Below are 21,024 nucleotides of genomic sequence, written 5' to 3'. Positions count from 1 at the left end.
GTTGACCGGTCCGACGTTGGCCCAGGCCGCGTCCTCCTTCGCGGACGCCTCGCGGTCGTCCTCGGCCTCGTCGGCCGCGGGGGCGTCAGCCGTCGACTCGTCCGCCTCGTCGGCGGCCTTCGCCTCGTCGGCGGCGGCGACCTCGGCGCGCGCATCGGCGTTGCGGGGCTCGACGGGAGCCGCGGACTCGTCGGCGTGACCGCCGCCCTTCTCGTCGACCTTGACGTTGTTGTCGGCGGCGATCTGCTGGTCGGCGGCGTCGCTCTTCTCCGACGGCTCGTCGAGCGCCTCGGTGTCGGAGGTCTGCTTGTCGTCGGGGTCGCCGTCGGTGTGGGCCTTGGCGGCCACGCCGACGTCGGCGGTCTCGGTGACCGAGTCGGGGTCGGCGGCGTCGGCGGCGCTCGGCTCGGCCTCGGTGGCCGGATCGGTCGCCCCGGCGGCGGTCGCCGTGGCGGCCTCGGCCTCGGCCACGACGTCGGCGTCGTCGGACGGCGTCGGCTCGGGGGCCCGCTTGACACCGGCGAGCAGCATCTGCGCGACGTCGAGCACCTCGACCTCCTCGCGGGCCGCACCCTCGGACTGCTTGAGCGTCAGGCCGTCGGACAGCATGACGCGGCAGAACGGGCAGCCGACCGCGATCTGGTCGGCGCCGGTGGCGATGGCCTCCTCGGTGCGGTTGACGTTGATGCGCGAGCCGATGCTCTCCTCCATCCACATGCGGGCGCCGCCGGCGCCGCAGCAGAAGGACTTCTCGGAGTTGCGCGGCATCTCGGTGAACTCGGCGCCCGGGATGATGCTGAGGAGCTCGCGCGGCGGCTCGTAGACCTTGTTGTGACGGCCCAGGAAGCACGGGTCGTGGTACGTGATCTTCTTCTTCTCCTCGTTCGCGACGGGCGGACGGGGCGTCAGCTTGCCCTCGCGCACGAGGCGGTTGAGCAGCTGGGTGTGGTGCACGACCTCGAGCTCGACGCCGAACTCGGCGTACTCGTTCTTGAGCGAGTTGAAGCAGTGCGCGCAGGTCGAGACGACCTTCTTGACCTTGGTCTCCTTGAAGACCTCGGCGTTCTGCATCGCGAGCTGCTGGAAGACGATCTCGTTGCCGGCGCGGCGGGCGGGGTCACCCGTGCACGTCTCGCCGTCGCCCAGGACGGCGAACGTCACGCCGGCCATGTCGAGCAGCTCGGCGACGGCCTGCGTCGTCTTCTTGGCGCGGTCCTCGAAGGCGCCGGCGCAGCCGACCCAGAACAGCCACTCGACCTCGTCGAGGTCGTCGACGTCGACGCCGACCTGCTTGACCTCGAAGTCGAGGCCCTTGGCCCAGTCCATGCGGGCGGAGGCGTTCATGCCCCACGGGTTCCCCTTGCGCTCGAGGCCCTTGAAGATGTTGTTGAGCTCGGCGGGGAAGTTCGACTCGACGAGCACCTGGAAGCGGCGCATGTCGTCGATGTGGTCGACGTGCTCGATGTCGACGGGGCACTGCTGCACGCAGGCGCCGCAGTTGGTGCACGACCACAGGACGTCGGGGTCGATGACGCCGTACACCGACTCGTCGCCGATCAGGGGGCGCTCGAGCTCGGCCTTCTGCTCGTCGGTCAGGTTCGCCTGCTCGTCCTCGGAGAGCGTCAGCAGGGGCGCCTTCGCGTAGGCGTGCTCGCGGAGGCCGAGCACCAGCAGCTTGGGCGACAGGGGCTTGTCGGTGGCCCAGGCGGGGCACTGCTCCTGGCAGCGTCCGCACTCGGTGCAGGTCGTGAAGTCGAGGATGCCCTTCCAGGTGAAGTCCTCGACCTTGCCGACGCCGAGCTTCTCGAAGTCCTCCTCCTCGAGGTCCTCCATGGCCTCCATGTCGAGCGGCTTGCCCTGGATGTAGATGGGCTGCAGGCCGCCGAGGGCCGTGCTGCCGTCGCTGTTGCGCTTGAACCAGATGTTGGGCCACGCCGTGAAGCGGTGCCACGCCACGCCCATCGTGAGGTTACGGGCGATGACGATCAGCCAGACCATCGCGAGCGTGATCTTGAACATCGCGACGAAGAAGACGACGTTCTTGAGGCCCTGCTCGGACTCGGGGTAGAGCAGGTCGCCGACGTACGAGCTGAGCGGGAAGTGCGCCCGGCCGCCGTGCTCGCCGCCGTGGAAGTTCTCGATCAGCTTGTACTCGGCGCCGCGGATGAACAGGATCGCGGCGCCCTCGAGCATCGCCATGGCCTCGACGAAGTAGGCCTGCCAGAACGTCGAGCCGAAGAAGCGGCTCTTGCGGTCGAGGCGACGCGGGTGGTTCCACTGGCGGACGGCGATCAGGTAGACGATGCCGATCGTGCTGAGCAGTCCGAGACCCTCGGCGGCCCACTCGTAGAGGTAGAAGTGGCCGATGATCGGCCACGCGAACTCGGGGTCGAACAGCTGGAAGTAGCCCTGCAGCACCGCGGTGCTGAGCAGCACGAAGGCGGCGTAGACGAACCAGTGGGCGACCGCGACGGCACGCTTCTGGAACATCCGGGTGTGCCCGAACGTCTCGATCAGCATGTTGGCGGTGCGCTTGGCCGGGTTGTCCCGGCGACCGACCAGCGGCCGGCCGGTGCGCAGCACCTTCAGCATGTCGCGCACGGCCTTGGTGATGAGTGGCAGCGCCACGGCGGTGATGACAAGCGAGACGACGATCGCGACGACCTGCATGAAGGTCCCTACTCTCTAACGACGAGCCGGGTCCGACGGCGACCCTGACAGTAGGGCTGACATTAACCGGTCGGTAACTTCTGCGCCCAGTAAGGCTTGCCAAATGCTGTCGACGTGAACCGCGTCACACGGGACGGCCGCGCTCGCCGCGGACGGGCACGAGCGGGATCGCGACGAGCGGGAAGATCGCGACCGCGGCGAAGGCGAATCCGTAGCCGCGACCCTCGACGACCGCACCGACGACGGGCGGCACGAGGGCCGAGACGAGGTACTGGCCGGTGTTCTGCAGGCCCATCGCCCGGCCCGACCAGAACGGTCCGCCGATCTCGGCGACCGACGTGAACGCGAGCCCGTTGTCGGCGACGGTGATGGCCGTGGCGAGGACGATCAGGGCGACGGCGAGGGGCGTGCCCGACAGCAGTCCGAGCGACAGCATCGTCGCGGCGGCGACGATCGCGACGATGCGCATGGGGCCGAGTCGGCTGCCCACCTGGTCGGACCACCAGCCCGCGGCGATGCGTCCGCCGGCGCCGAGCACCTGGGTGGCCGCCACGAGGGCGCTCGCCGCGAACGTCGACCAGCCCTTCTCGTCGATCAGCCACACCAGCATGTACGTCCACACCGTGAACTGGGGGACGACGAGCAGCGCGGACGCCAGGTGGATGCGGGTCAGGCGGTGGTCGCGCCGGTAGGGGTTGACGAGCTGGCCGCTGTCGGCGGCCTCGGCCCGGGTCGGGCGCGGCGGGTCGACGATCAGCAGGGCGCTCGCGACCGCGCCTGCCAGGGCGATCCCGGCGACGATCAGCAGGGTCGTGCGCAGGCCGTCGGCCTCGGCGACGTTCGGCACCAGCAGGGCCGCCGTGCCGACGCCCAGCGGCAGCCCGGTCTGGCGGATGCCCATCGCGGTGCCGCGCCGGTCGACCGGGAACCAGCCGACGACGACGCGTCCGCTCGCCGAGTTGGTGCTGCCGGCGCCGATGCCGCCCAGCACGAACCACAGCGCCAGGGCCGTCAGCGACGTCGAGAACGCCGCACCCGTCGCGCCGATCGTGACGATCGCGAGCCCCGTCGTCATCGAGGAGCGCTCGCCGATGCGGTCGACGACCAGCCCCCACACCACCAGCGACACCGTGATGCCGACGAAGGGCGCGGCGACGACGACGCCGGCCTCGCGCAGGGAGAGGCCGCGGTCGTCCCGCAGGAACGTGATGAGGAACGGTGCGCCGTTGACGAAGATCGTCCCGGCCACCTGTCCGAGCATCGAGACGCCGAGCATCAGCCACTTGTCGGGCGTGCGGGTCGGCGACATGTCCACATCCTGATACGAATTGTCTCAGGATTCAGACTACGCCGAGACGTGCGCGAGCGCCGCACGGGTCCCACGACCCGGACGGCGGTCGGTCAGCGACCGAGCAGGCCCACGTGCGCGAGGGCCTGCTTGAGCAGCGAGCCGCGTCCGCCCTCCATGTCGGCCAGCACGTCGGGGTGCGCGGCCTCCTCGGGCGTCAGCCACGTCAGCTCGAGGGCGTCCTGGCGCGGGTTGCACTCACCCGTGACCGCGACGACGTACGCCAGCGCGACGGCGTGCTGGCGCGGGTCGTGCAGCGGGGTGACGCCGGGGAAGGGGAAGTACTCGGCGACCGTGAACGGCACGATCGACGTCGGCAGCTGCGGGAACGCGGTCGGGCCGAGGTCCTTCTCGAGGTTGCGCAGCAGCGCGTCGCGCACCGACTCGCCGTGCAGCACGCGACCCGAGACCAGGGTGCGGGTCATCGCGCCCGTCGTGGCGGAGCCGCGCAGCAGCACGCCGATGTGCTCGACCGTGCCGTGGGCGTCGATGCGCACCGGGACGGCCTCGACGTACAGGATCGGCACGCGGGAGCGCGTCTCGTCGAGCGCGAACTCGGGGAGCCAGCCGGGATTCGGGTCAGGGGTGCGCACGGACATGGCCACATTCTGTCCTACCGGTCGTGACGGACGCCCCGGCGCGGGCGTGTAGCAGACCCGGCGGCATCCGGGTGACCCCCACTTTTTACCTGACGCACTGTCACGAAACATGCGTGACACCTCCGATGTCACGGTCGCGAAACAGGAGACGCCGATGCTGAGGCTCCCCCCGCCCCCTTGGCGCGCGACGACGGCGTCCGCGTGGAGGTGGAACCGAGCACCCCTTCGAAGGAGCACGCGTGTTCTCAGTACGACGACAGGTATGGCGCGCCGGTCTGGCCGCCGTCCTGGTCTCCATCCCCTTGGCGACCTTGCCCTCCACGGCCTTCGCGGCCGACGACGACCTCGCCTCCGGCTCCGGCTGGAACGTGACGCAGGCCCCCGGCGGCTACCTCGTCACGGTCGAGCTCGACCAGAAGCTGCCGATCAAGTCGGACGCCCCGACGATCGAGGTCGACGGCGTCCCGATCGGCATCGCGACCGAGTCCGCCGACGGCAGGAGCCTGTCGGTCTTCACGACCGATCCGGCCGTGGTCAAGGCCGACGACGCCGAGGCCGGCTGGTTCAGCAAGCCGTCCGGCGACACCGCGTCCGCCCAGAAGGCCCGGGCCGCCGAGATCGCTCCCGCGGCCGTCGAGGAGATCGACGCCAACCCGTCGTCCATCGGCTCCTACGAGGTCACGGAGTCGGTCTACAACTTCGGCACGCAGTCGATCCCGCTCGCGGGCATCGGCGGCATCCGCGGCGAGCTGCAGGGCAAGATGTACCTGCCCAAGACCGGCGGCGCCCGACCGACCGTCGTCCTGCTCCACGGACGCCACACGTCGTGCAGCACCGGCACGACGCCCGCGACGCGCTGGCCCTGCAACCCCGGCCAGATCAACGTCCCGAGCTTCGCGGGGTACGACGGCACCGCCCGCGCGCTCGCGAGCCACGGCTACGCCGTCGTCTCGATCGCGGCCAACGCGATCAACTCCAACGACAACCAGCTCGCGCTCGACCAGGGCGCCCAGGCCCGCGGCCAGCTGATCCTCGACACGCTCTCGATGCTCGACAAGGCCGGCAAGGGCGAGTCGGTGACGTACTACGACGCGCAGACGGGCAAGGACGTCTCGCTGGCCGACGCGCTCGCCGACCAGAGCCCCCTGCCGGGCCTGACCCAGGCGACGCAGGCCATCAGCCCGTCCGACCTGGTCGGCCGCTTCGACCTGACCGACGTCGGCCTGATGGGCCACTCGCGCGGCGGTGAGGGCGTCACCTCGGCGGCGACCCTCAACCAGGCGCTCGACAAGCCGTGGGGCATCAAGTCGATCCTGCCGCTCGCGCCCGTCGACTTCGCCCGCATGACGGTGCCGGACGTCGCGATGAACGTGATCCTGCCCTACTGCGACGGCGACGTCTCCAACCAGCAGGGCCAGCACATGCTCGACGACTCGCGCTACGCGTTCGACGACGACGCGCTGCGCAGCGGCGTGTGGGCCATGGGAGCCAACCACAACTTCTACAACACGGTCTGGACGCCCGGCGTCTACGCCTACTCGGTCAGCGACGACTGGGGCGCCACGTCGACCGACTCGGTCTGCGGCCCCCGTTCCGGCACCAACATCCGCATGACGGCGCAGGAGCAGTACGACATGGGCACGGCCTACATGGCCGGCTGGTTCCGCCTCACGCTCGGCGGCGAGAAGCAGTTCCTGCCGATGTTCGACGGCTCGGGCGCGGTCCCGGCCGTCCTGAACGGCGAGGACGTCCGCAGCGTGTCGACGGCTCCGTCGTCGGCGCGCAAGACGGTCTCGACGTTCGAGTCGACCAGCTCGCTGGTCCGCACGCAGGGCGCCGCGACCGCGACGGTCTGCGCCAGTGCGGCCGGTCGCACCGTCTCGCAGCCGCTGCCGTCGTGCACCACCGCGGCGCTCGGCACCTCGGCCCAGCCCCACTGGACGCCCGCCAGCAACGGCGGCAACGTCCCGGCGACGCCGGTCACCAAGATGGTGTGGACGGCGCTGTCGACCGGCACCACGACGCAGACGCCGAGCGAGGTGCGCGTCTCCGTCCCGGCGGCCGCGCGCAACGCCAGCGGTGCCGAGCGCCTGTCGGTCAAGATGGCGGCCGACGAGTCCGTCGTGACGGGCACCGACGTGACGATCACGGTCGTCGACGCCAAGGGCGCGGCCTACAGCTCGCCGGTCTCGAGGCTCAACCCGCTGGCCGTCAACCGTCTCCCGGCCTCGACGGACGCGCGGCTCAAGAAGATCGTGCTGCAGCAGGTCAACGTCCCGACGTCCGCGCTCACCGCGGCCGGCCTCGACGTGTCCGACGTCCGTGAGGTGCGGTTCGCCGCGGCGACGGGAGCGGACGCGACGGCGACGGGCGGCGTGTTCCTGTCCGACCTCGCGTTCGAGACGTCGTCGGTCGGCACCCCGGTCGTCAGGACCGAGCCGACGATCGACATCGCCGCGCCGACGGTCGACGAGGGCAACGGTCCCGGAACCGCGGACATCGCGGTCTACCTGGACGGACCGGCGGCCAAGCCCGTCACGGGCTACGTGTCGGTGCTGGGCTCGGCCACGGGTCGCGGTGGCATCACGATGGAGAAGGTCACGTTCGCACCGGGTGAGACCTGCAAGGTCGTCACGGGTCCGATCCTCGGCGACGCGCTCGCGAGCGCCACGGCCAGCACGGCCGTGAAGTCGTCGGTCATCAACACCTCGGGTGCGGTCATGGGCAAGAACGCCCTGGCCAACCTCACGGTGCGCGAGGACGACGGCGTCACCGGCACGACGCCGATGCTGCCCTCCGCCGGCATCCAGGGCGATGCGTGCGCCGAGCTCAAGGCCGTCGGCACGACCGGTTCGGTCGCCGTCGACGACAAGACCCCCGCGCCCGGTGACACTGTGACGTTCACGGCGTCGGGCTACCGCTCGGGCGAGGGCGTCACGGTCAGCCTCGGCACGACGGTCCTCGGGGTCGGCACCGCCGACGCCTCGGGCAAGGTCGTGCTGGCGACGACCGTCCCGGCGGACGCCACGATCGGCGTCACCGCCGTGACGGCGGTCGGCTCGGGCACGGGCTTCACGTCCACCGGATCGGTCGAGGTGCTGTACGCCACCGAGACGACGCTCGCGATGTCGCCGGAGATCCCGGCGATCAACGAGCCGGTCACGCTGACGGCGACGGTCGAGGGCACCGACACGGCGGGCACGGTCGAGTTCCTCGACGGCACGACGTCGCTCGGCACCGCTCCGGTCGTCGACGGTGTCGCGACGCTGAAGATCGCGGGCTTCAAGGCCGGTGACCACTCGGTGACCGCGGTGTTCGGGCAGACGGCGACCGCGCAGTCGTCGACGTCCGCGGCCCTGACGCTGATGCTCGAGAAGGGCAAGTCGGGCATCGCGCTCGTCCTCGCCACCGACTCGTCGGTCTACGGCACGGGTGTCAGGGGATCGGTCGCGGTGGCCAACGGCGACGGCGGCTCGGTCCGGCTGACGTACGGCGGCACGACGGTCGACCTGCCGCTCGGGTCGTCCGACGCGGCCGCGTTCACGCTGCCGGCAGGTCTGGGAGCGGGGTCGTACACCGTGAGCGCCGTGTTCACGGGCACCGACCGGTTCGAGCCCAGCGGCGTCGCCACGGCGAGCCACCAGGTGACCAAGGCGCCGACCAGCGCCGCGGTCTCGGCGAAGTCGTCGGTCGCGAAGGGCCGGACCCTGACGGTGAGGACGACCGTCAAGGGAGCCACGGCCGGGACGTTCCCGACCGGGCAGGTCAAGGTCTACGTCAAGACCGGCAAGGGCTCGTACCGGCTCAAGAAGATCGCGACGCTGACGCCGGGCAACCGCGGCGTCGTCAGCACCGGGGTCACGGTCACCAAGAAGAAGGCCACGATCCGCGTCAAGACGGTCTACTCGGGTGACGGCAACTACGGCGCCAGCAGCACCGGCTCGAAGGCGGTGCGCGTGAAGTAGCCGGCACCGTGCGCACGGCGGCGGGGAGGATCCTTCGGGGTCCTCCCCGCCGTCGCGTCCGGCCGCTGGCCCGTGCCGGTGGCAGCATGGTCGGGTGATCAACGGTGGCGTGTCGTTCTGGTGGCAGCAGATCGGACGCCCCGAGCCCCGCGAGGCGCTCGACGGCGACCTCGAGTGCGACGTGTGCATCGTCGGCGGCGGCCTCAGCGGTCTGTGGACGGCGTACACGCTGGCCGGGCTCGACCCGACGCTCGACATCGTCGTGCTCGAGGCGGAGTTCGTCGGGTACGGCGCCTCCGGTCGCAACGGCGGGTGGCTCTCGGCCGAGCTGTCGGGCAGCAAGGAGCGGTACGCCGCGACGCACGGACGCGAGGGCGTCACGGCGCTCGTGACGGCGATGGAGCACGCGGTCGACGACGTCGTCGAGGTGTGCCGCGTCGAGGAGATCGACGCCGACGTCGTCAAGAACGGGGTGCTGTACGTCGCCCGCTCGCCGGCTCAGCTCGTGCGGATGCGCGAGGGCCTGGCCGACGACCTCGCGTGGGGGATCGGGGCCGGTCACCAGACCGAGCTGACGTCCGACCAGGTCGGCGAGCGGCTCCGGGTCGAGGGCGCGCTCGGCGGCGTCCTCAGCCCGCACTGCGCACGCGTGCAGCCGGCCAAGCTGGTGACCGGTGTCGCCGAGGCCGCCGAGCGTCGCGGCGTCCGCATCCTCGAGCGCACGCGCGTCACCGGCATCGATCCGGGCGTGGTCACGACCGAGCGCGGACGGGTGCGCGCCCCGCGGGTGCTGCGGTGCCTCGAGGGCTACACGGCGTCGCTGCCGGGCCAGCGACGGTCGTGGCTGCCGATGAACTCGGCCATGGTCGTCACCGAGCCGCTGCCCGACGCCGTGTGGGACGACATCGGGTGGGCCGGCGCCGAGCTGCTGGGCGACAACGCCAACGCCTACTGCTACGCCCAGCGGACGGCCGACGGTCGCATCGCGCTCGGCGGCCGCGGCATCCCGTACCGGTTCGGCTCGCGCACCGACGTCGACGGCGCGACGGACGACTGGACCGTCTCGTCGCTGACGGGCATCCTGCACGACATGTTCCCGGCGACGCGGGCGGCGAGCATCGAGCACGCGTGGTGCGGCGTGCTCGGGGTCCCGCGCGACTGGTGCGCCAGCGTCGGCTTCGACGCGTCCACGGGGCTCGGCTGGGCGGGCGGCTACGTCGGCAGCGGACTGACGACGACCCACCTGGCCGGGCGGACGCTCGCCGACCTGGCGCTGGGCCGCGACACCGGGCTGACGCACCTGCCGTGGGTCGACCGTCCGGTGCGGCGCTGGGAGCCGGAGCCGTTGCGCTGGCTCGGGGTGCGCGCGATGTACGGCCTCTATCGCGAGGCCGACCGCCGCGAGGACCGCGGCCTGGCGCGTCCGAGCCGCCTGGCCCGCCTCGGCGACCGCCTGACCGGCCGCTGACCCGGGCCGGGAGCCCGGGCGACGAGAGGATCTGGGTTCGTCCGCGCGGGCGCGGACGAACCCAGATTCCTCCGTCGGCCTTCGGGGGATAGGGTCGGACCACACGACAGGGGAGCGCCACCGCAGAGGGCGCTGAGAGTGCGGATCCGCCGCAGACCCTTGAACCTGCACCGGTTAGTACCGGCGAAGGGAGTCACGATGAGTTCTGCCACCGCGTCCAAGAACGGGTTCGACGTGCGATACCGCACCATCGACCTGGTCACCATCACCACCCTGGCGGTCGCCGTCGGCGTCCTGTTCTGGGCCTGGGGCAAGGCGTACGGGGAGATCAGCATCCTCGGCGTCTTCAGCTATCCGCCGAGCGTCGGGCTGCTGGGCGGACCGTTCCTGCTCGCCGGCGTCCTCGGAGGGCTGATCGTCCGCAAGCCCGGTGCGGCGCTGGCCACCGAGGTCGCCGCCGCCGCCGTCTCCGCCCTCGTGCCGGGCGGGACCGAATGGGGCTTCAGCGTCCTGGTCTCTGGCTTCTGGCAGGGACTGGGCGTCGAGCTGGTGCTGGCGGTCCTCCTCTACCGCCGGTTCAACGTCTACGTCGCGGCCCTGGGCGGTGCGCTCGCCGGGGCCTTCGAATCGGTCTACGAGTGGAACGCCTACTACGAGGGCGTCTTCGACACCTCCGACCGGTTCGCGCACCTCGGCTTCTTCGTGCTGTCGGGTGCGGTCGTGGCCGGCGTCGGTGGCTGGCTCCTCGTCCAGGCGCTGGCGCGGGCCGGGGTGCTCGACGCGTTCGCGGCCGGGCGCGAACGGGTCGACGAGGTCTAGGCCTTGCCGGACGGTGAGATCCGGTACCGCGGCTTCACGTGGCGACCACTGGGCCGCCGGCTCCCCGTCGTCACCGGGCTCGATCTCACGATCGGGCCCGGTGAGCGGGTGCTGCTGGCCGGACCGAGCGGCGCCGGCAAGTCGACGCTCCTGCACGCCCTCGTCGGTGCTCTCGGCACGACGCTCGGCGGTGAGCTGAGCGGCACGGTCGAGGTGGGGGGACGGGTCGGACTGGTCCCCCAGCAGCCCGGCGACGCCGTGGTGGCCGAGACGATCGGCCGCGACGTGGCCTTCGGCCCCGAGAACGTCGGGCTGTCCCGCGACGAGATCTGGCGCCGTGTCGACGCCGCGCTCGACGCGGTCGGCCTGCATCAGGGGCGTGCCCACCGGACGTCGGCCCTGTCGGGCGGCGAGCTGCAGCGACTGGCGCTCGCCGGCGTGCTGGCGCTCCGTCCGGACGTCGTGCTGCTCGACGAGCCGACCTCGATGCTGGACGTCGACCACGCCCGCTCGGTGCGCGACGCCGTCCGCGAGACCGTCGCGTCCAGCGGATCGACCCTGGTCGTCGTCGAGCACCACCTCGAGCCGTGGCTCGACATGGTCGACCGCGTCGTGGTGCTGGACCGCGACGGCGCCGTGGTCGCCGACGTCCACCCGGACGCGTTCGTGCGCGACCACCGCGACGCCCTGGGAGACCTCGGCGTCTGGATGCCGGGTCTGCCCTCGCCCGTGCCGGTGACGGTCGATCCCGACCTGCTGCGTCCGGTCACGCCTCCGCCGGCGCTGACGGCCCGCGGTGTGGACGCCGTGCTGCGCTCACGATCCCTCCGCGGGGCCACGCAGACGCGGGCGCTGAACGGAGTCGACGCCGTCGTCGAGCCGGGCCGCCTCACGGCGTTGACGGGTCCCAGCGGTGCGGGCAAGTCGACGTTGCTGGCCGTCCTCGGCGGGCTGGTCCGTCCGACGTCGGGCGGCGTCACGGGACCGGAACCCCCGCTCCACCGCCGTCGGTCGGCCGCGCTGGCGGCCGACGTGGGCTGGGTGCCGCAGATCGCCGAGCACGGCTTCGTGGCCACAACGGTGCGCGACGAGGTGACGCGCACCGCCGACCGTCTCGGACGGGTCGCCGATGCCGAGGCGCTGCTCGCGCTGCTCGGGCTCGAGCACCTGGCCGGCGCCCATCCCTACCGCCTGTCGGGCGGTGAGCAGCGCCGGTTGTCGCTGCTCACCGCCGTCGCCCACCGTCCCGGCCTGGTGCTGCTGGACGAGCCGACCGTGGGTCAGGACCGCGGCACGTGGGCCGCGGTCGCCGGCGTCGCCGTGGCGGCGGCCGCAGCCGGAGCGGGCGTGGCTGTCTCGACCCACGACTCCGACCTGGTGGCGCTGTCGGACGCGCAGATCGCGCTGCGTCAGGGGGTGCGGCAGTGAGGGGGGCCGTCACGCGGCTCAACCCGCTGGTGCTCATGTCGTTCGGGGTGGCGTCGTTGCTCGGGTCGTTCGCCGTCCGGGACGCGTCGTCGGCGGTGGCCGCCGTCCTGGCGTACGCGGTGGCGGCCGTCGTCTTCCTGCCGTCGTGGCGGTACCCCCTGCTGTGCCTGGCCCTGTGCGGTGTCTCGGCGGTGCTGGTCGCGGTGTCGGCCTGGCGTCTCGGCAACGGTGACCACGCGCCGGTGGCCGCCGCGAGGATCCTCGTGCTGGCCTGGCCCGGGTCGGTGATGATCGGCTTCGTCGACCCGTCGGCGCTCGGTGACCACGCAGCCCAGCGGCTGCGGGTGCCCGCACGGTTCGTCGCGTCGTTCGTGGCGGTGGTCCAACGGATGACCGACTTCTCGGCGACGTGGCAGCAGCTGGACCGGACGCGGCGGGTCCGCGCCATGGGCCCCGGGCGCAACCCGCTCGCGTGGGTGCGGCACGCCGGCAGCATGACGTTCGGGATGCTCGCCTCGTCGCTCCGCGGTGCCGGCCGGATGTCGATCGCGATGGACGCCCGGGGGTTCGCGACGGCGTCCGGACGCACCTGGGCGCTGCCGGCGCCGTGGACGCGTCTCGACTCGGCCGGGCTCGTGGTGGCGGTCGCGCTGGGCGCCGTCCCCGCCATCGCGCGGCTCGCGACGTGACGTCCGGGCGGCCTGCTCTGGCGTCGGCCCCCCCGTTCGGGCTAGTCTCGAACTAAGCAAGCGCTTAGTCGAAGTGCTGATCCATCGGAGGTGCCCGCATGACCCGTGTGTTCGAGAGTCTCGAGACGTTCAAGGCCGCCGCGGGGGAGGAACTCGGCACCAGCGACTGGGTCACCGTGACGCAGGAGCAGATCAACACCTTCGCCGACGCGACGGGCGACCACCAGTGGATCCACGTCGACCCCGAGCGCGCCGCGACCGGCCCGTTCGGCGGCACGATCGCCCACGGCTACCTCACGCTGTCGCTGCTGCCCGTCTTCGCCGAGCAGATCTACTCGATCGAGGGTCTCGCGTTCGGCATGAACTACGGCGCCAACAAGGTGCGCTTCCCGTCACCGGTGCCCGTCGACTCGCGACTGCGCGCGACCGCGACGCTGGTCTCGACCAACGACATCCCGATCGGCACGCAGGGCATCGTGAGCTTCGTGGTCGAGCGCGAGGGCGCCGACAAGCCCGTCTGCATCGCCGAGGTCGTCTACGTCATGGCCGGAGCCTGACATGCACTTCGGATTCGACGACACGACCAACGAGCTGATCGAGCGCGTCAACGCCTTCATGGACGCCGAGGTCTACCCGGCGGAGGCGACGCTCAAGGAGCAGATCGCCGAGAACGAGCGCAACGACGTCTGGTCGTTCCCGCCGATCGTCATGGAGCTGCGCGCCAAGGCCAAGGCGCAGGGCCTCTGGAACTTCTTCGACCCCTCCGAGCACGGCGCCGGCCTGACCAACCTGCAGTACGCGCCGATCGCCGAGATCACGGGACGCAGCATCCAGATGGCGCCGGCGGCGTTCAACTGCGCCGCACCCGACACCGGCAACATGGAGGTGCTCGGCATGTTCGGCACCGACGAGCAGAAGAAGACCTGGCTCGAGCCACTGCTGGCCGGTGACATCCGGTCGGCGTTCGCCATGACCGAGCCGCAGGTCGCCTCGTCCGACGCGACCAACGTCGAGCTCAGCATCGTCCGCGACGGCGACGACTACGTCATCAACGGCCGCAAGTGGTGGATCACGGGCGCGATGAACCCCGACTGCACGATCTTCATCGTCATGGGCAAGACCGACCCGACCGCCGCGCGTCACCGTCAGCAGAGCCAGATCCTGGTGCCGCGCGACACCCCGGGCCTCGAGATCGTCCGCGGCATGCACGTGTTCGGCTACCACGACCGCGACCACGGCGGTCACGCCGAGATGCGGTTCACCGACGTCCGGGTGCCCGCCAGCAACCTGATCGGGGGCGAGGGCGAGGGCTTCGCGATCGCGCAGGCGCGCCTCGGGCCCGGTCGCATCCACCACTGCATGCGGTCGCTCGGCATCGCCGAGCGGGCGATCGAGATGATGAGCAAGCGGGCCGCCGACCGTGTCGCGTTCGGCAAGCCGATCGCCGAGCAGGGCGTCGTCCGCGACTGGATCGCCGAGTCGCGCGTGCGGGTCGAGCAGCTGCGCCTGCTGATCCTGAAGACCGCGTGGCTCATGGACACCGTCGGCAACCGGGGCGCCCACAGCGAGATCCAGGCCATCAAGATCGCGACGCCGCAGACCGTCGAGTGGATCCTCGACAAGGCGATCCAGGTGCACGGCGCCGGCGGTCTGTCGCAGGACTTCCCGCTGGCCGAGTGGTTCGCCGGCATGCGCACGCTGCGCTTCGCCGACGGACCCGACGAGGTGCACAAGAACGCGCTGGCCAAGGCGGAGATCAAGAAGTGGGCCTGACGCCCGGCGACGGGACCGTCGCGGTCGTCACGGGTGCCGCGAGCGGCATCGGCGAGGGCATCGCCCAGCGCCTGCTCGAGCGGGGGGCGTCGGTGGTCCTGGGCGACCTCGACGCCTCGCGGCTCGACGCGACGGCCTCCCGGCTCCACGAGGCCCACCCCGGACGGGTCACGCACGTCGCGGGCGACGCGGCCGACGCCGATCACGTCGCGGCGCTCGTCGCGGCGGCGCCCGGCGACGTCGACCTGTTCGTCGCGAACGCCGGCGTCTTCCGCGGCTTCGGTCTCGACGTCGCGGACGCCGAGTGGTCGACCGCGTGGGACGTCAACGTCATGGGTCAGGTGCGCGCCGCCCAGGCGCTCGTCCCGGGCTGGCTCGAGCGCGGTCGCGGGTGCTTCGTGAGCACGGCGTCGGCGGCGGGCCTGCTGACGCAGCTCGGCTCGCCGACGTACTCGGTCACCAAGCACGCGGCGGTCGGGTTCGCGGAGTGGCTCGCCGCGACGTACGGCGACCGGGGCGTGCAGGTGTGCTGCCTGTGCCCCATGGCGGTCGACACCGACATGCTGCGCGAGGGCGAGCGGAGTGCCGACGAGACCGCGCGGCTCGCGATGCGCTCGGTCGTCGAAGCGGGGGCGACGGTCACGCCGCTCGATGTCGCCGACGTCCTGCTCGCCGCGCTCGTGGCCGGCGAATTCTTCGCCCTGCCGCATCCCGAGGTCGGCACGATGTACGCCCGCAAGGCCGCCGACACCGACCGCTGGCTCACCGGGATGCACCGCTTCCGCACGTCGCTGGAGCCCTGACTCCCCGCCGGGGGGACGGGCGTCAGGTGAGCCAGCGGGAGGCGGCCCTGGTGTGGGCGGCCTTCTTGGCGGGGTCGAGCCCGTCGTACATGCGCGTCATCATCCGCGAGCGGTGGTTGCCCTCGAAGACGTCGCGGTGGTCGCGCACGAACGTCCAGTAGAGACCGTCCCAGTCGGCCGTCCAGTCGCCGGTCGGCAGGTCCGACATCTTGCGCAGGTAGTTGCTGCCCGACACGTACGGCTTGGTCGTGATGCCGTCGCCGGCCGCGAACTGGCTCATGGCGTAGACGTTGGGCACCATGACCCAGTCGTACGCGTCGACGTACATCTGCATGAACCACTCGTGGACGTCGTCGGGCTCGGTGCGCAGCAGGCTCATGGCGTTGCCGAGCACCATGAGGCGCTCGATGTGGTGGCTCCACCCGCGCGCGAGGACGCCCTCGATCGCGTGGTCGACGGGGTCCAGACCGGTCTGCGCCGTCCACCACCCCGCGTCGAGGGGGCGGGTGTGGTGCAGGTGGTTGCTCGACCGCATGCGACGGCCGTAGAGGACGTAGGTGGCCCGCATGTACTCGCGCCAGCCGATGACCTGCCGCACGAACCCCTCGAGCGACGGCAGGTCGATGTCGTCGGCCTCGAGCACCCGGTCGACGACGTCCGACGGCGACAGCAGCCCGATGTTGAGCCCCGGCGTCATGACGGAGTGGAACAGGAACGGGTGGTGGCGGCTGATGGCGTCCTCGTAGGGGCCGAACTGGGGCAGGCGCTCGGCGACGAACTGCTCGAACGACCGCTCGGCCTCGTCGTGCGAGGTGGGCCACGCGAACGACTCGGCGTCGCCCGGGTTGTCGGGGAACTCGTCGCGCACCCACGCGATCGCCTCGTCGACCGCCGGGTGCCGCTCGGGCCACGCGACGTCGGGGACGGGGTGCCCGCGCGGCAGCTTCTTGCGGTTCTCGGTGTCGAACGACCAGCGTCCGCCGACCGGCTGTCCGTCGCCCTCGACGAGGATGCCGAGCCGCTGGCGCTGCCAGGAGTAGAAGTGCTGCATGCGGGCCGGGTGCCGGTCGAACCAGTCGGCGACGTCGGCGCGGGACGTCAGGAAGCTCGGCGACTCCAGCACGTCCTCGGGGCGCAGCGCGACCTGTGCCTCGTCGAGCGCGGCCGAGACGTCGCGCTGCAGCCAGTCGTCGACGACGTCGAACACCGTGACCCGTTCGGGTTGCAGGCGCCGCAGGAGCGCGACGAGCCGCTCGCCGGTGGGTGCGTCGGCGCTGGTCTCGAGGCACTCGACGTCGAACGACGCGTCGCGCAGACGCTCGGCGAACCGCCGCATCGACGCCCGGTGCAGCACGAGCTTCTGCGTGTGGAAGCGGTACTGGCGGAAGAACAGGTCGTCCTCGACGAGCACGAAGACCGTGCCGGCGGGTGCGTCGAGGTGCTCGGCGAACAGCTGGTGGGGGTAGACCAGGCGCACGTGGGAGGTGGTCACCGGCGGGCGACCGCCTCGCCGACGATCTCGGCCATCCCCGCGTAGCCCGCGTCGTTGGGGTGGAAGTGGTCGGCCGACAGCCGGCCGCGCCACGAGCGCATGCGCGGGTCGCGGAACTCGGCGACCCGCACCCGTCCGGCGGCGGCCGCCTCGTCGACCCGTCGGTTGAAGTCGACCGACGCGGGCTGGCCGCCGGGCTGCGAGCCGACGATCGAGCCCACCGGCAGCTCGCGCAGCATCTCGTCCAGGGCCGCGGGCAGCAGCGGACGGAACCGCCGGCTGAACAGGTCGTTGCTGCCGATGACGACCGTCACGAGGTCGGGCTCGACGCCCAGGGACCGCATGGCGGGGATCTGCCGCTCGACGACGTCCGCGACGCGCCCGCCGTAGACCGAGAGGTTGACGAGCCGGTGGTCGGGCAGCGTCTCGGCGAGCTGGCCGACCCATCCCCGGTCGTACGCGCTGGCGCCGACCCCCTGCGACATCGAGTCGCCCATGACGACCCACAGCGGCCCGGACGACGCCGCGGCGGCGCGGTTGTGCCGCTCCCACGCGTGCGCGTACGGCTCGACCTGGCGCTGCACGGCCCGCACGCCGGGCAGGAGCAGGGACGCCGTGCGGATGAACGGCCCGCTCTCGCGCCCGCTCAGGTTGGAGTACTCGAATCCCGTCTCGCTCACGGGACCAAGTCAAGCACCGGGAGGCCACGTAGGCTTGCCGAAGAAGTGACGGAGGGGCTTGCCGAAGAGATGGCGGAGGGGCTCGCCGAGACGATCTGGGAGAGTGGAGCGGTGACGGGCGTGCGGGGCATCAGGATCATGAGCGTCGCGGCGGCCGTCGTGCTCGTCGCGTACGTGGTCGGCGGCCTCGCCGGGGCCGATCTCGGCTCGGCCCTCGGACTCGCGAAGATCGTCGTCGTGGTGGCCGCGGTCGTCGTCGCCGCCCTCGCGTTCCAGGGCTGGTCGCACTCCAGCACCCCCCACACGCTCAGCGCCATGGTCGTCGCCCTGCTCGGCGGGGCCTCGCTGGCCTCGACCGTCTCGACGGCCGGGGGCGACGACCTGTACGGCAGCGACCCGATGGCACTGGTCGGCACGGTGGCGGTCGTCGCGGCCGTCACGATCGTGCAGATCGGCCAGACACGTTCGAAGGACGGTGCAGCATGATCGAGCTCCTCACCCCCACCCAGATCGACGAGATGCGCCCGGCCGGGCGCTTCGTGGCGTCCGTCCTGACGGCGCTGTCGGAGGCGGCCGACGTCGGCGTCGACCTGCTCGAGCTCGACGCCCTCGCCCACGACATGATCCGCCAGGAGGGGGCCGAGTCGTGCTACATCGACTACCACCCCTCGTTCGGCGCGATGCCGTTCGGCAAGGTGCTGTGCACGTCGGTCAACGACGCCGTGCTGCACGGGCTGCCCCACCGGTACAAGCTCCGTGACGGCGACCTGGTCAGCTTCGACTTCGCGGTCTCGGTCGACAAGTGGGTGTGCGACTCGGCGGTCAGCGTCGTCGTCGGCACCCCGCGCGAGGAGGACCTGCGCCTGATCGACCACGCGCAGGAGGCGCTCGACGCCGCGATCGCGGTGGCCCGTCCCGGCCACCGCATCGGCGACATCTCGGCGGCGATCGGTGCCGTCGGCCGCTCGCACGGGCTCAAGGTGAACACGCAGTTCGGTGGCCACGGGGTCGGCCGGACGATGCACGGCGACCCGCACGTGCCGAACGACGGCAAGGCCGGCCGCGGCCTGCCGCTGAAGCCGGGCCTGGTCATCGCGATCGAGCCGTGGTTCCTGCACACGACCGACGAGATCCGCATGGACCCCGACGGTTGGACGATCCGCAGCGCCGACGGCTCGCGGGGCGCGCACGTCGAGCACACCATCGCGATCACCGACGGCGACCCGATCGTCATGACCGCCCGCGACTGACGTCGGCGCGCGGCTCCGCGGACGGGTTCGTCACGTTCGGGTCCGTGACACGGTGTCCCTGCCTAGGCTGGTCGCATCGCCTCGGCACGGGAGAGCCGCGGCCTGCTGAGTCAGGGAGAACCCGCCATGCGCGCCGTCCGTCGACCGTCCGTCCTGCTCGCCGCCGCGCTCGTCGCCTCGGGCATCGCCATGCTGCCGGCCCACGCCGCCGACGACCCGACGACCCTGGCCGTCGAGGGGACGGTGCGGTCCGTCGTGGTCGACCGCTTCGGCAGCGAGGCGGCGTCCGACCACCTGTTCACGGTCGTGACGGACGCGGGCGTCGTGATCCCCGTCGACCTGCCGGACGAGACGCCCGTCAACGGGCGCTTCGAGGGCGAGCTCGTCGTGCCCACCGACGTCGAGGCCGCCCTCGACGCTCGCGACCTCCTGCCCGGGGAGGGCGCCACGATCGCCCAGGACACCCGGGCCGGACGCGTCGCCGTCGCGGAGGCCGCTCGCCAGGACGAGCCCCTCGAGGTGTCGACCGCCTCCGTGGCGCCGGCGCGCGCGGCCGCGGTGACCACACCGGCGGTCCACCGCGCCTACGTGGCCCTGCTGTCGAACAAGGGCTCGGTCGAGGAGACGCCCGCGCAGGTCAAGACCCTCGTCGAGCAGATGACGTCGTACTGGACCACGGAGTCGGGGGGAGTCATCACGTCGTTCGCCGTGCAGGGCGACGTCGTGCCGTTCACCACCACGAGCACCGCCACGACGGCGCAGAGCTGCGGCATGGGCTCTCCCAGCGGGGTCTGGAACGAGGCGAGGGCCCAGTTCCCGGACGTCTCGTTCGCGGTGGGCTCGCGCAACCACCTGGTGGTGGCGATGGCGGACGAGTGCGGCGACGGCGGCATCGCCGGCATCGCGAGCGTCGGCACCGACCTGTCGAGCGGCGGGCCGATGAGCTTCACCCTGGGCGACGTCGCGACGCAGGTGGGCGTCCACGAGCTGGGGCACACGTTCGGCCTGGGGCACGCGAACCTCGACGAGTGTCCCGACGTGGACGAGTGCGGCGACGGCGAGTACTTCGACCTCTACAGCCCCATGTCGCTCGCCGTCGGCGGGGACGCCTTCGCGTCGCCCGCGCTCGACTCGGCGTTCCGTGAGCGGCTCGGCATCGCGCCCGCGGGCGAGCTGACGGCCCTGACGTCGTCGGGCACGGTCACGCTGCGCCCGAGGTCGGACGCGACCGGCGTGCGGGGCGCGGTGGTCGTCGACCCCGTCACGTCGGCGCGGTACGTCGTGGAGGTGCGGTCAGGGACGGGCCGGGACGCCGGGACGTTCTACGCCAGCCGCTACTCGCTCGGCGTGCCGGTGACGTACGACCCCGGGGTGACCGTCACGACCGTGTCCGACGGCGGCGAGCTGGCGCTGCAGACGCGCAAGGCGTCGGCCACGTACGACGGCGCCTTCACGGCCGGCCAGACGTTCGTCGGTCCGGGCGGGTCGACGAGGATCGCGGTCGGTGCGACGTCCTCGGCGGGAACACCCGTCACCGTGACGCTGTCGGGCACCGGGTCTCCCGTGACGCCGACGCCGACCGTGACGCCGACGGCTACCCCGACGCCGACGCCGACGCCGACCCCGACCCCGACCCCGGCGCCGACCCCGACCCCGGCGCCGGCGGCGCCCGCCCCGGTGCTCGCGCCGCCGGCCCCCGCGCCGCTGTCGGCCGCGACGCCCCGCATCGTCGGCACCGCGAAGGTCGGCCGCACCCTGAAGGTCAAGGTCGGCTCGTGGTCGCCGCGGCCCGCGTTCACGTACCAGTGGTTCGCCAACGGGCGGAAGATCTCGTCGAAGGCCACCGCGAGCTCGTTCAGGCTGACGTCGAGGCAGCGGGGCCAGCGCATCACGGTGCGCGTCACCGGCACCAGGAGCGCCCACGTCACGACGGCCAGGACGTCGAAGAGGACCGCGAGGGTCGCCGGGCGGTAGTCGTGCGAGCCGTGTCACGCCGCGGGTGAACATCGCCTGAACACCCCCGCGCACCCCTCGACGGGG

At 72.0% G+C, this 21,024-nt stretch carries 16 protein-coding genes and 1 riboswitch; of the genes, 11 read left to right on the top strand and 5 right to left on the bottom strand.

What is annotated here, in order from left to right; genetic code table 11:
- The 3 genes from ASD10_RS01490 to ASD10_RS01480 all read right to left on the bottom strand — a co-directional run.
- On the bottom strand, positions 1-2,670 hold a 2,670-nt coding region (locus ASD10_RS01490), incomplete at its 3' end, for a (Fe-S)-binding protein (protein WP_082555956.1).
- Between the two features lie 124 nt (positions 2,671-2,794).
- Positions 2,795-3,979, bottom strand: coding sequence for an MFS transporter (locus ASD10_RS01485; RefSeq protein WP_082555955.1), 1,185 nt, complete (start codon positions 3,977-3,979; stop codon positions 2,795-2,797).
- A gap of 92 nt (positions 3,980-4,071) precedes the next feature.
- On the bottom strand, positions 4,072-4,617 hold the full coding sequence (locus ASD10_RS01480; RefSeq protein WP_056603600.1) for a DUF4916 domain-containing protein: 546 nt from the start codon (positions 4,615-4,617) through the stop codon (positions 4,072-4,074).
- 239 nt (positions 4,618-4,856) lie between these two features.
- Here ASD10_RS01480 and ASD10_RS01475 point away from each other — a divergent pair, with 239 nt between their 5' ends.
- The 8 genes from ASD10_RS01475 (at position 4,857) to ASD10_RS01440 (ending at position 15,562) form a co-directional block, all read left to right on the top strand.
- The gene (locus ASD10_RS01475) at positions 4,857-8,582 is read left to right on the top strand and encodes an Ig-like domain repeat protein (protein WP_157432402.1); all 3,726 of its coding nucleotides are present in this window, start codon (positions 4,857-4,859) and stop codon (positions 8,580-8,582) included.
- A 94-nt stretch (positions 8,583-8,676) separates the two neighbouring features.
- Positions 8,677-10,050, top strand: a complete 1,374-nt coding sequence (locus ASD10_RS01470) for an FAD-binding oxidoreductase (RefSeq protein ID WP_056603596.1) — start codon at positions 8,677-8,679, stop codon at positions 10,048-10,050.
- A gap of 98 nt (positions 10,051-10,148) precedes the next feature.
- Positions 10,149-10,259: riboswitch (TPP riboswitch) on the top strand.
- Positions 10,249-10,869 carry an ECF transporter S component gene (locus tag ASD10_RS01465; RefSeq protein ID WP_056603593.1) on the top strand — a complete coding sequence of 207 codons (621 nt, stop codon included), beginning with the start codon at positions 10,249-10,251 and terminating at the stop codon, positions 10,867-10,869. It overlaps the preceding riboswitch by 11 nt.
- A 3-nt stretch (positions 10,870-10,872) precedes the next feature.
- A complete protein-coding gene (locus ASD10_RS01460) occupies positions 10,873-12,297 on the top strand; it encodes an ABC transporter ATP-binding protein (protein WP_056603590.1) in 1,425 nt (474 codons plus the stop codon).
- Positions 12,294-12,986 carry an energy-coupling factor transporter transmembrane component T gene (locus tag ASD10_RS01455; protein WP_056603587.1) on the top strand — a complete coding sequence of 231 codons (693 nt, stop codon included), beginning with the start codon at positions 12,294-12,296 and terminating at the stop codon, positions 12,984-12,986. Before ASD10_RS01460 ends, ASD10_RS01455 begins: the two co-directional genes overlap by 4 nt.
- Before the next feature lie 98 nt (positions 12,987-13,084).
- Entirely contained in the window at positions 13,085-13,543 is a 459-nt protein-coding gene (locus tag ASD10_RS01450; RefSeq protein WP_056603584.1) for a MaoC family dehydratase, read from the top strand.
- Between the two features lies 1 nt (position 13,544).
- Positions 13,545-14,759 carry an acyl-CoA dehydrogenase family protein gene (locus tag ASD10_RS01445; RefSeq protein ID WP_056603581.1) on the top strand — a complete coding sequence of 405 codons (1,215 nt, stop codon included), beginning with the start codon at positions 13,545-13,547 and terminating at the stop codon, positions 14,757-14,759.
- A complete protein-coding gene (locus ASD10_RS01440; protein ID WP_235501729.1) occupies positions 14,750-15,562 on the top strand; it encodes an SDR family oxidoreductase in 813 nt (270 codons plus the stop codon). The genes ASD10_RS01445 and ASD10_RS01440 overlap by 10 nt, the downstream gene beginning before the upstream one ends.
- Before the next feature lie 22 nt (positions 15,563-15,584).
- Here the strand turns inward: ASD10_RS01440 and ASD10_RS01435 are convergent, their stop codons facing one another.
- Positions 15,585-17,054: a cryptochrome/photolyase family protein gene (locus ASD10_RS01435; RefSeq protein WP_056603578.1), complete on the bottom strand. Its 1,470-nt coding sequence runs from the start codon at positions 17,052-17,054 to the stop codon at positions 15,585-15,587.
- Positions 17,051-17,734: an SGNH/GDSL hydrolase family protein gene (locus tag ASD10_RS01430; RefSeq protein WP_056603576.1), complete on the bottom strand. Its 684-nt coding sequence runs from the start codon at positions 17,732-17,734 to the stop codon at positions 17,051-17,053. Before ASD10_RS01430 ends, ASD10_RS01435 begins: the two co-directional genes overlap by 4 nt.
- A 111-nt stretch (positions 17,735-17,845) precedes the next feature.
- On the opposite strand from ASD10_RS01430, the gene ASD10_RS01425 reads away from it, so the two are divergent.
- The 3 genes from ASD10_RS01425 to ASD10_RS01415 all read left to right on the top strand — a co-directional run bounded on the left by ASD10_RS01425 (position 17,846) and on the right by ASD10_RS01415 (position 20,958).
- On the top strand, positions 17,846-18,220 hold the full coding sequence (locus ASD10_RS01425; protein WP_157432401.1) for a hypothetical protein: 375 nt from the start codon (positions 17,846-17,848) through the stop codon (positions 18,218-18,220).
- Positions 18,217-18,984: a type I methionyl aminopeptidase gene (gene map, locus ASD10_RS01420; protein WP_056603569.1), complete on the top strand. Its 768-nt coding sequence runs from the start codon at positions 18,217-18,219 to the stop codon at positions 18,982-18,984. Before ASD10_RS01425 ends, map begins: the two co-directional genes overlap by 4 nt.
- Positions 18,985-19,110: 126 nt before the next feature.
- Positions 19,111-20,958, top strand: coding sequence for a M12 family metallo-peptidase (locus ASD10_RS01415; protein WP_056603566.1), 1,848 nt, complete (start codon positions 19,111-19,113; stop codon positions 20,956-20,958).
- Positions 20,959-21,024 lie beyond the last annotated feature (66 nt).

The organism is Aeromicrobium sp. Root472D3 (assembly GCF_001426485.1).
Classification (GTDB): domain Bacteria; phylum Actinomycetota; class Actinomycetes; order Propionibacteriales; family Nocardioidaceae; genus Aeromicrobium.
This window is presented reverse-complemented; position numbering and strand designations above follow the sequence as displayed.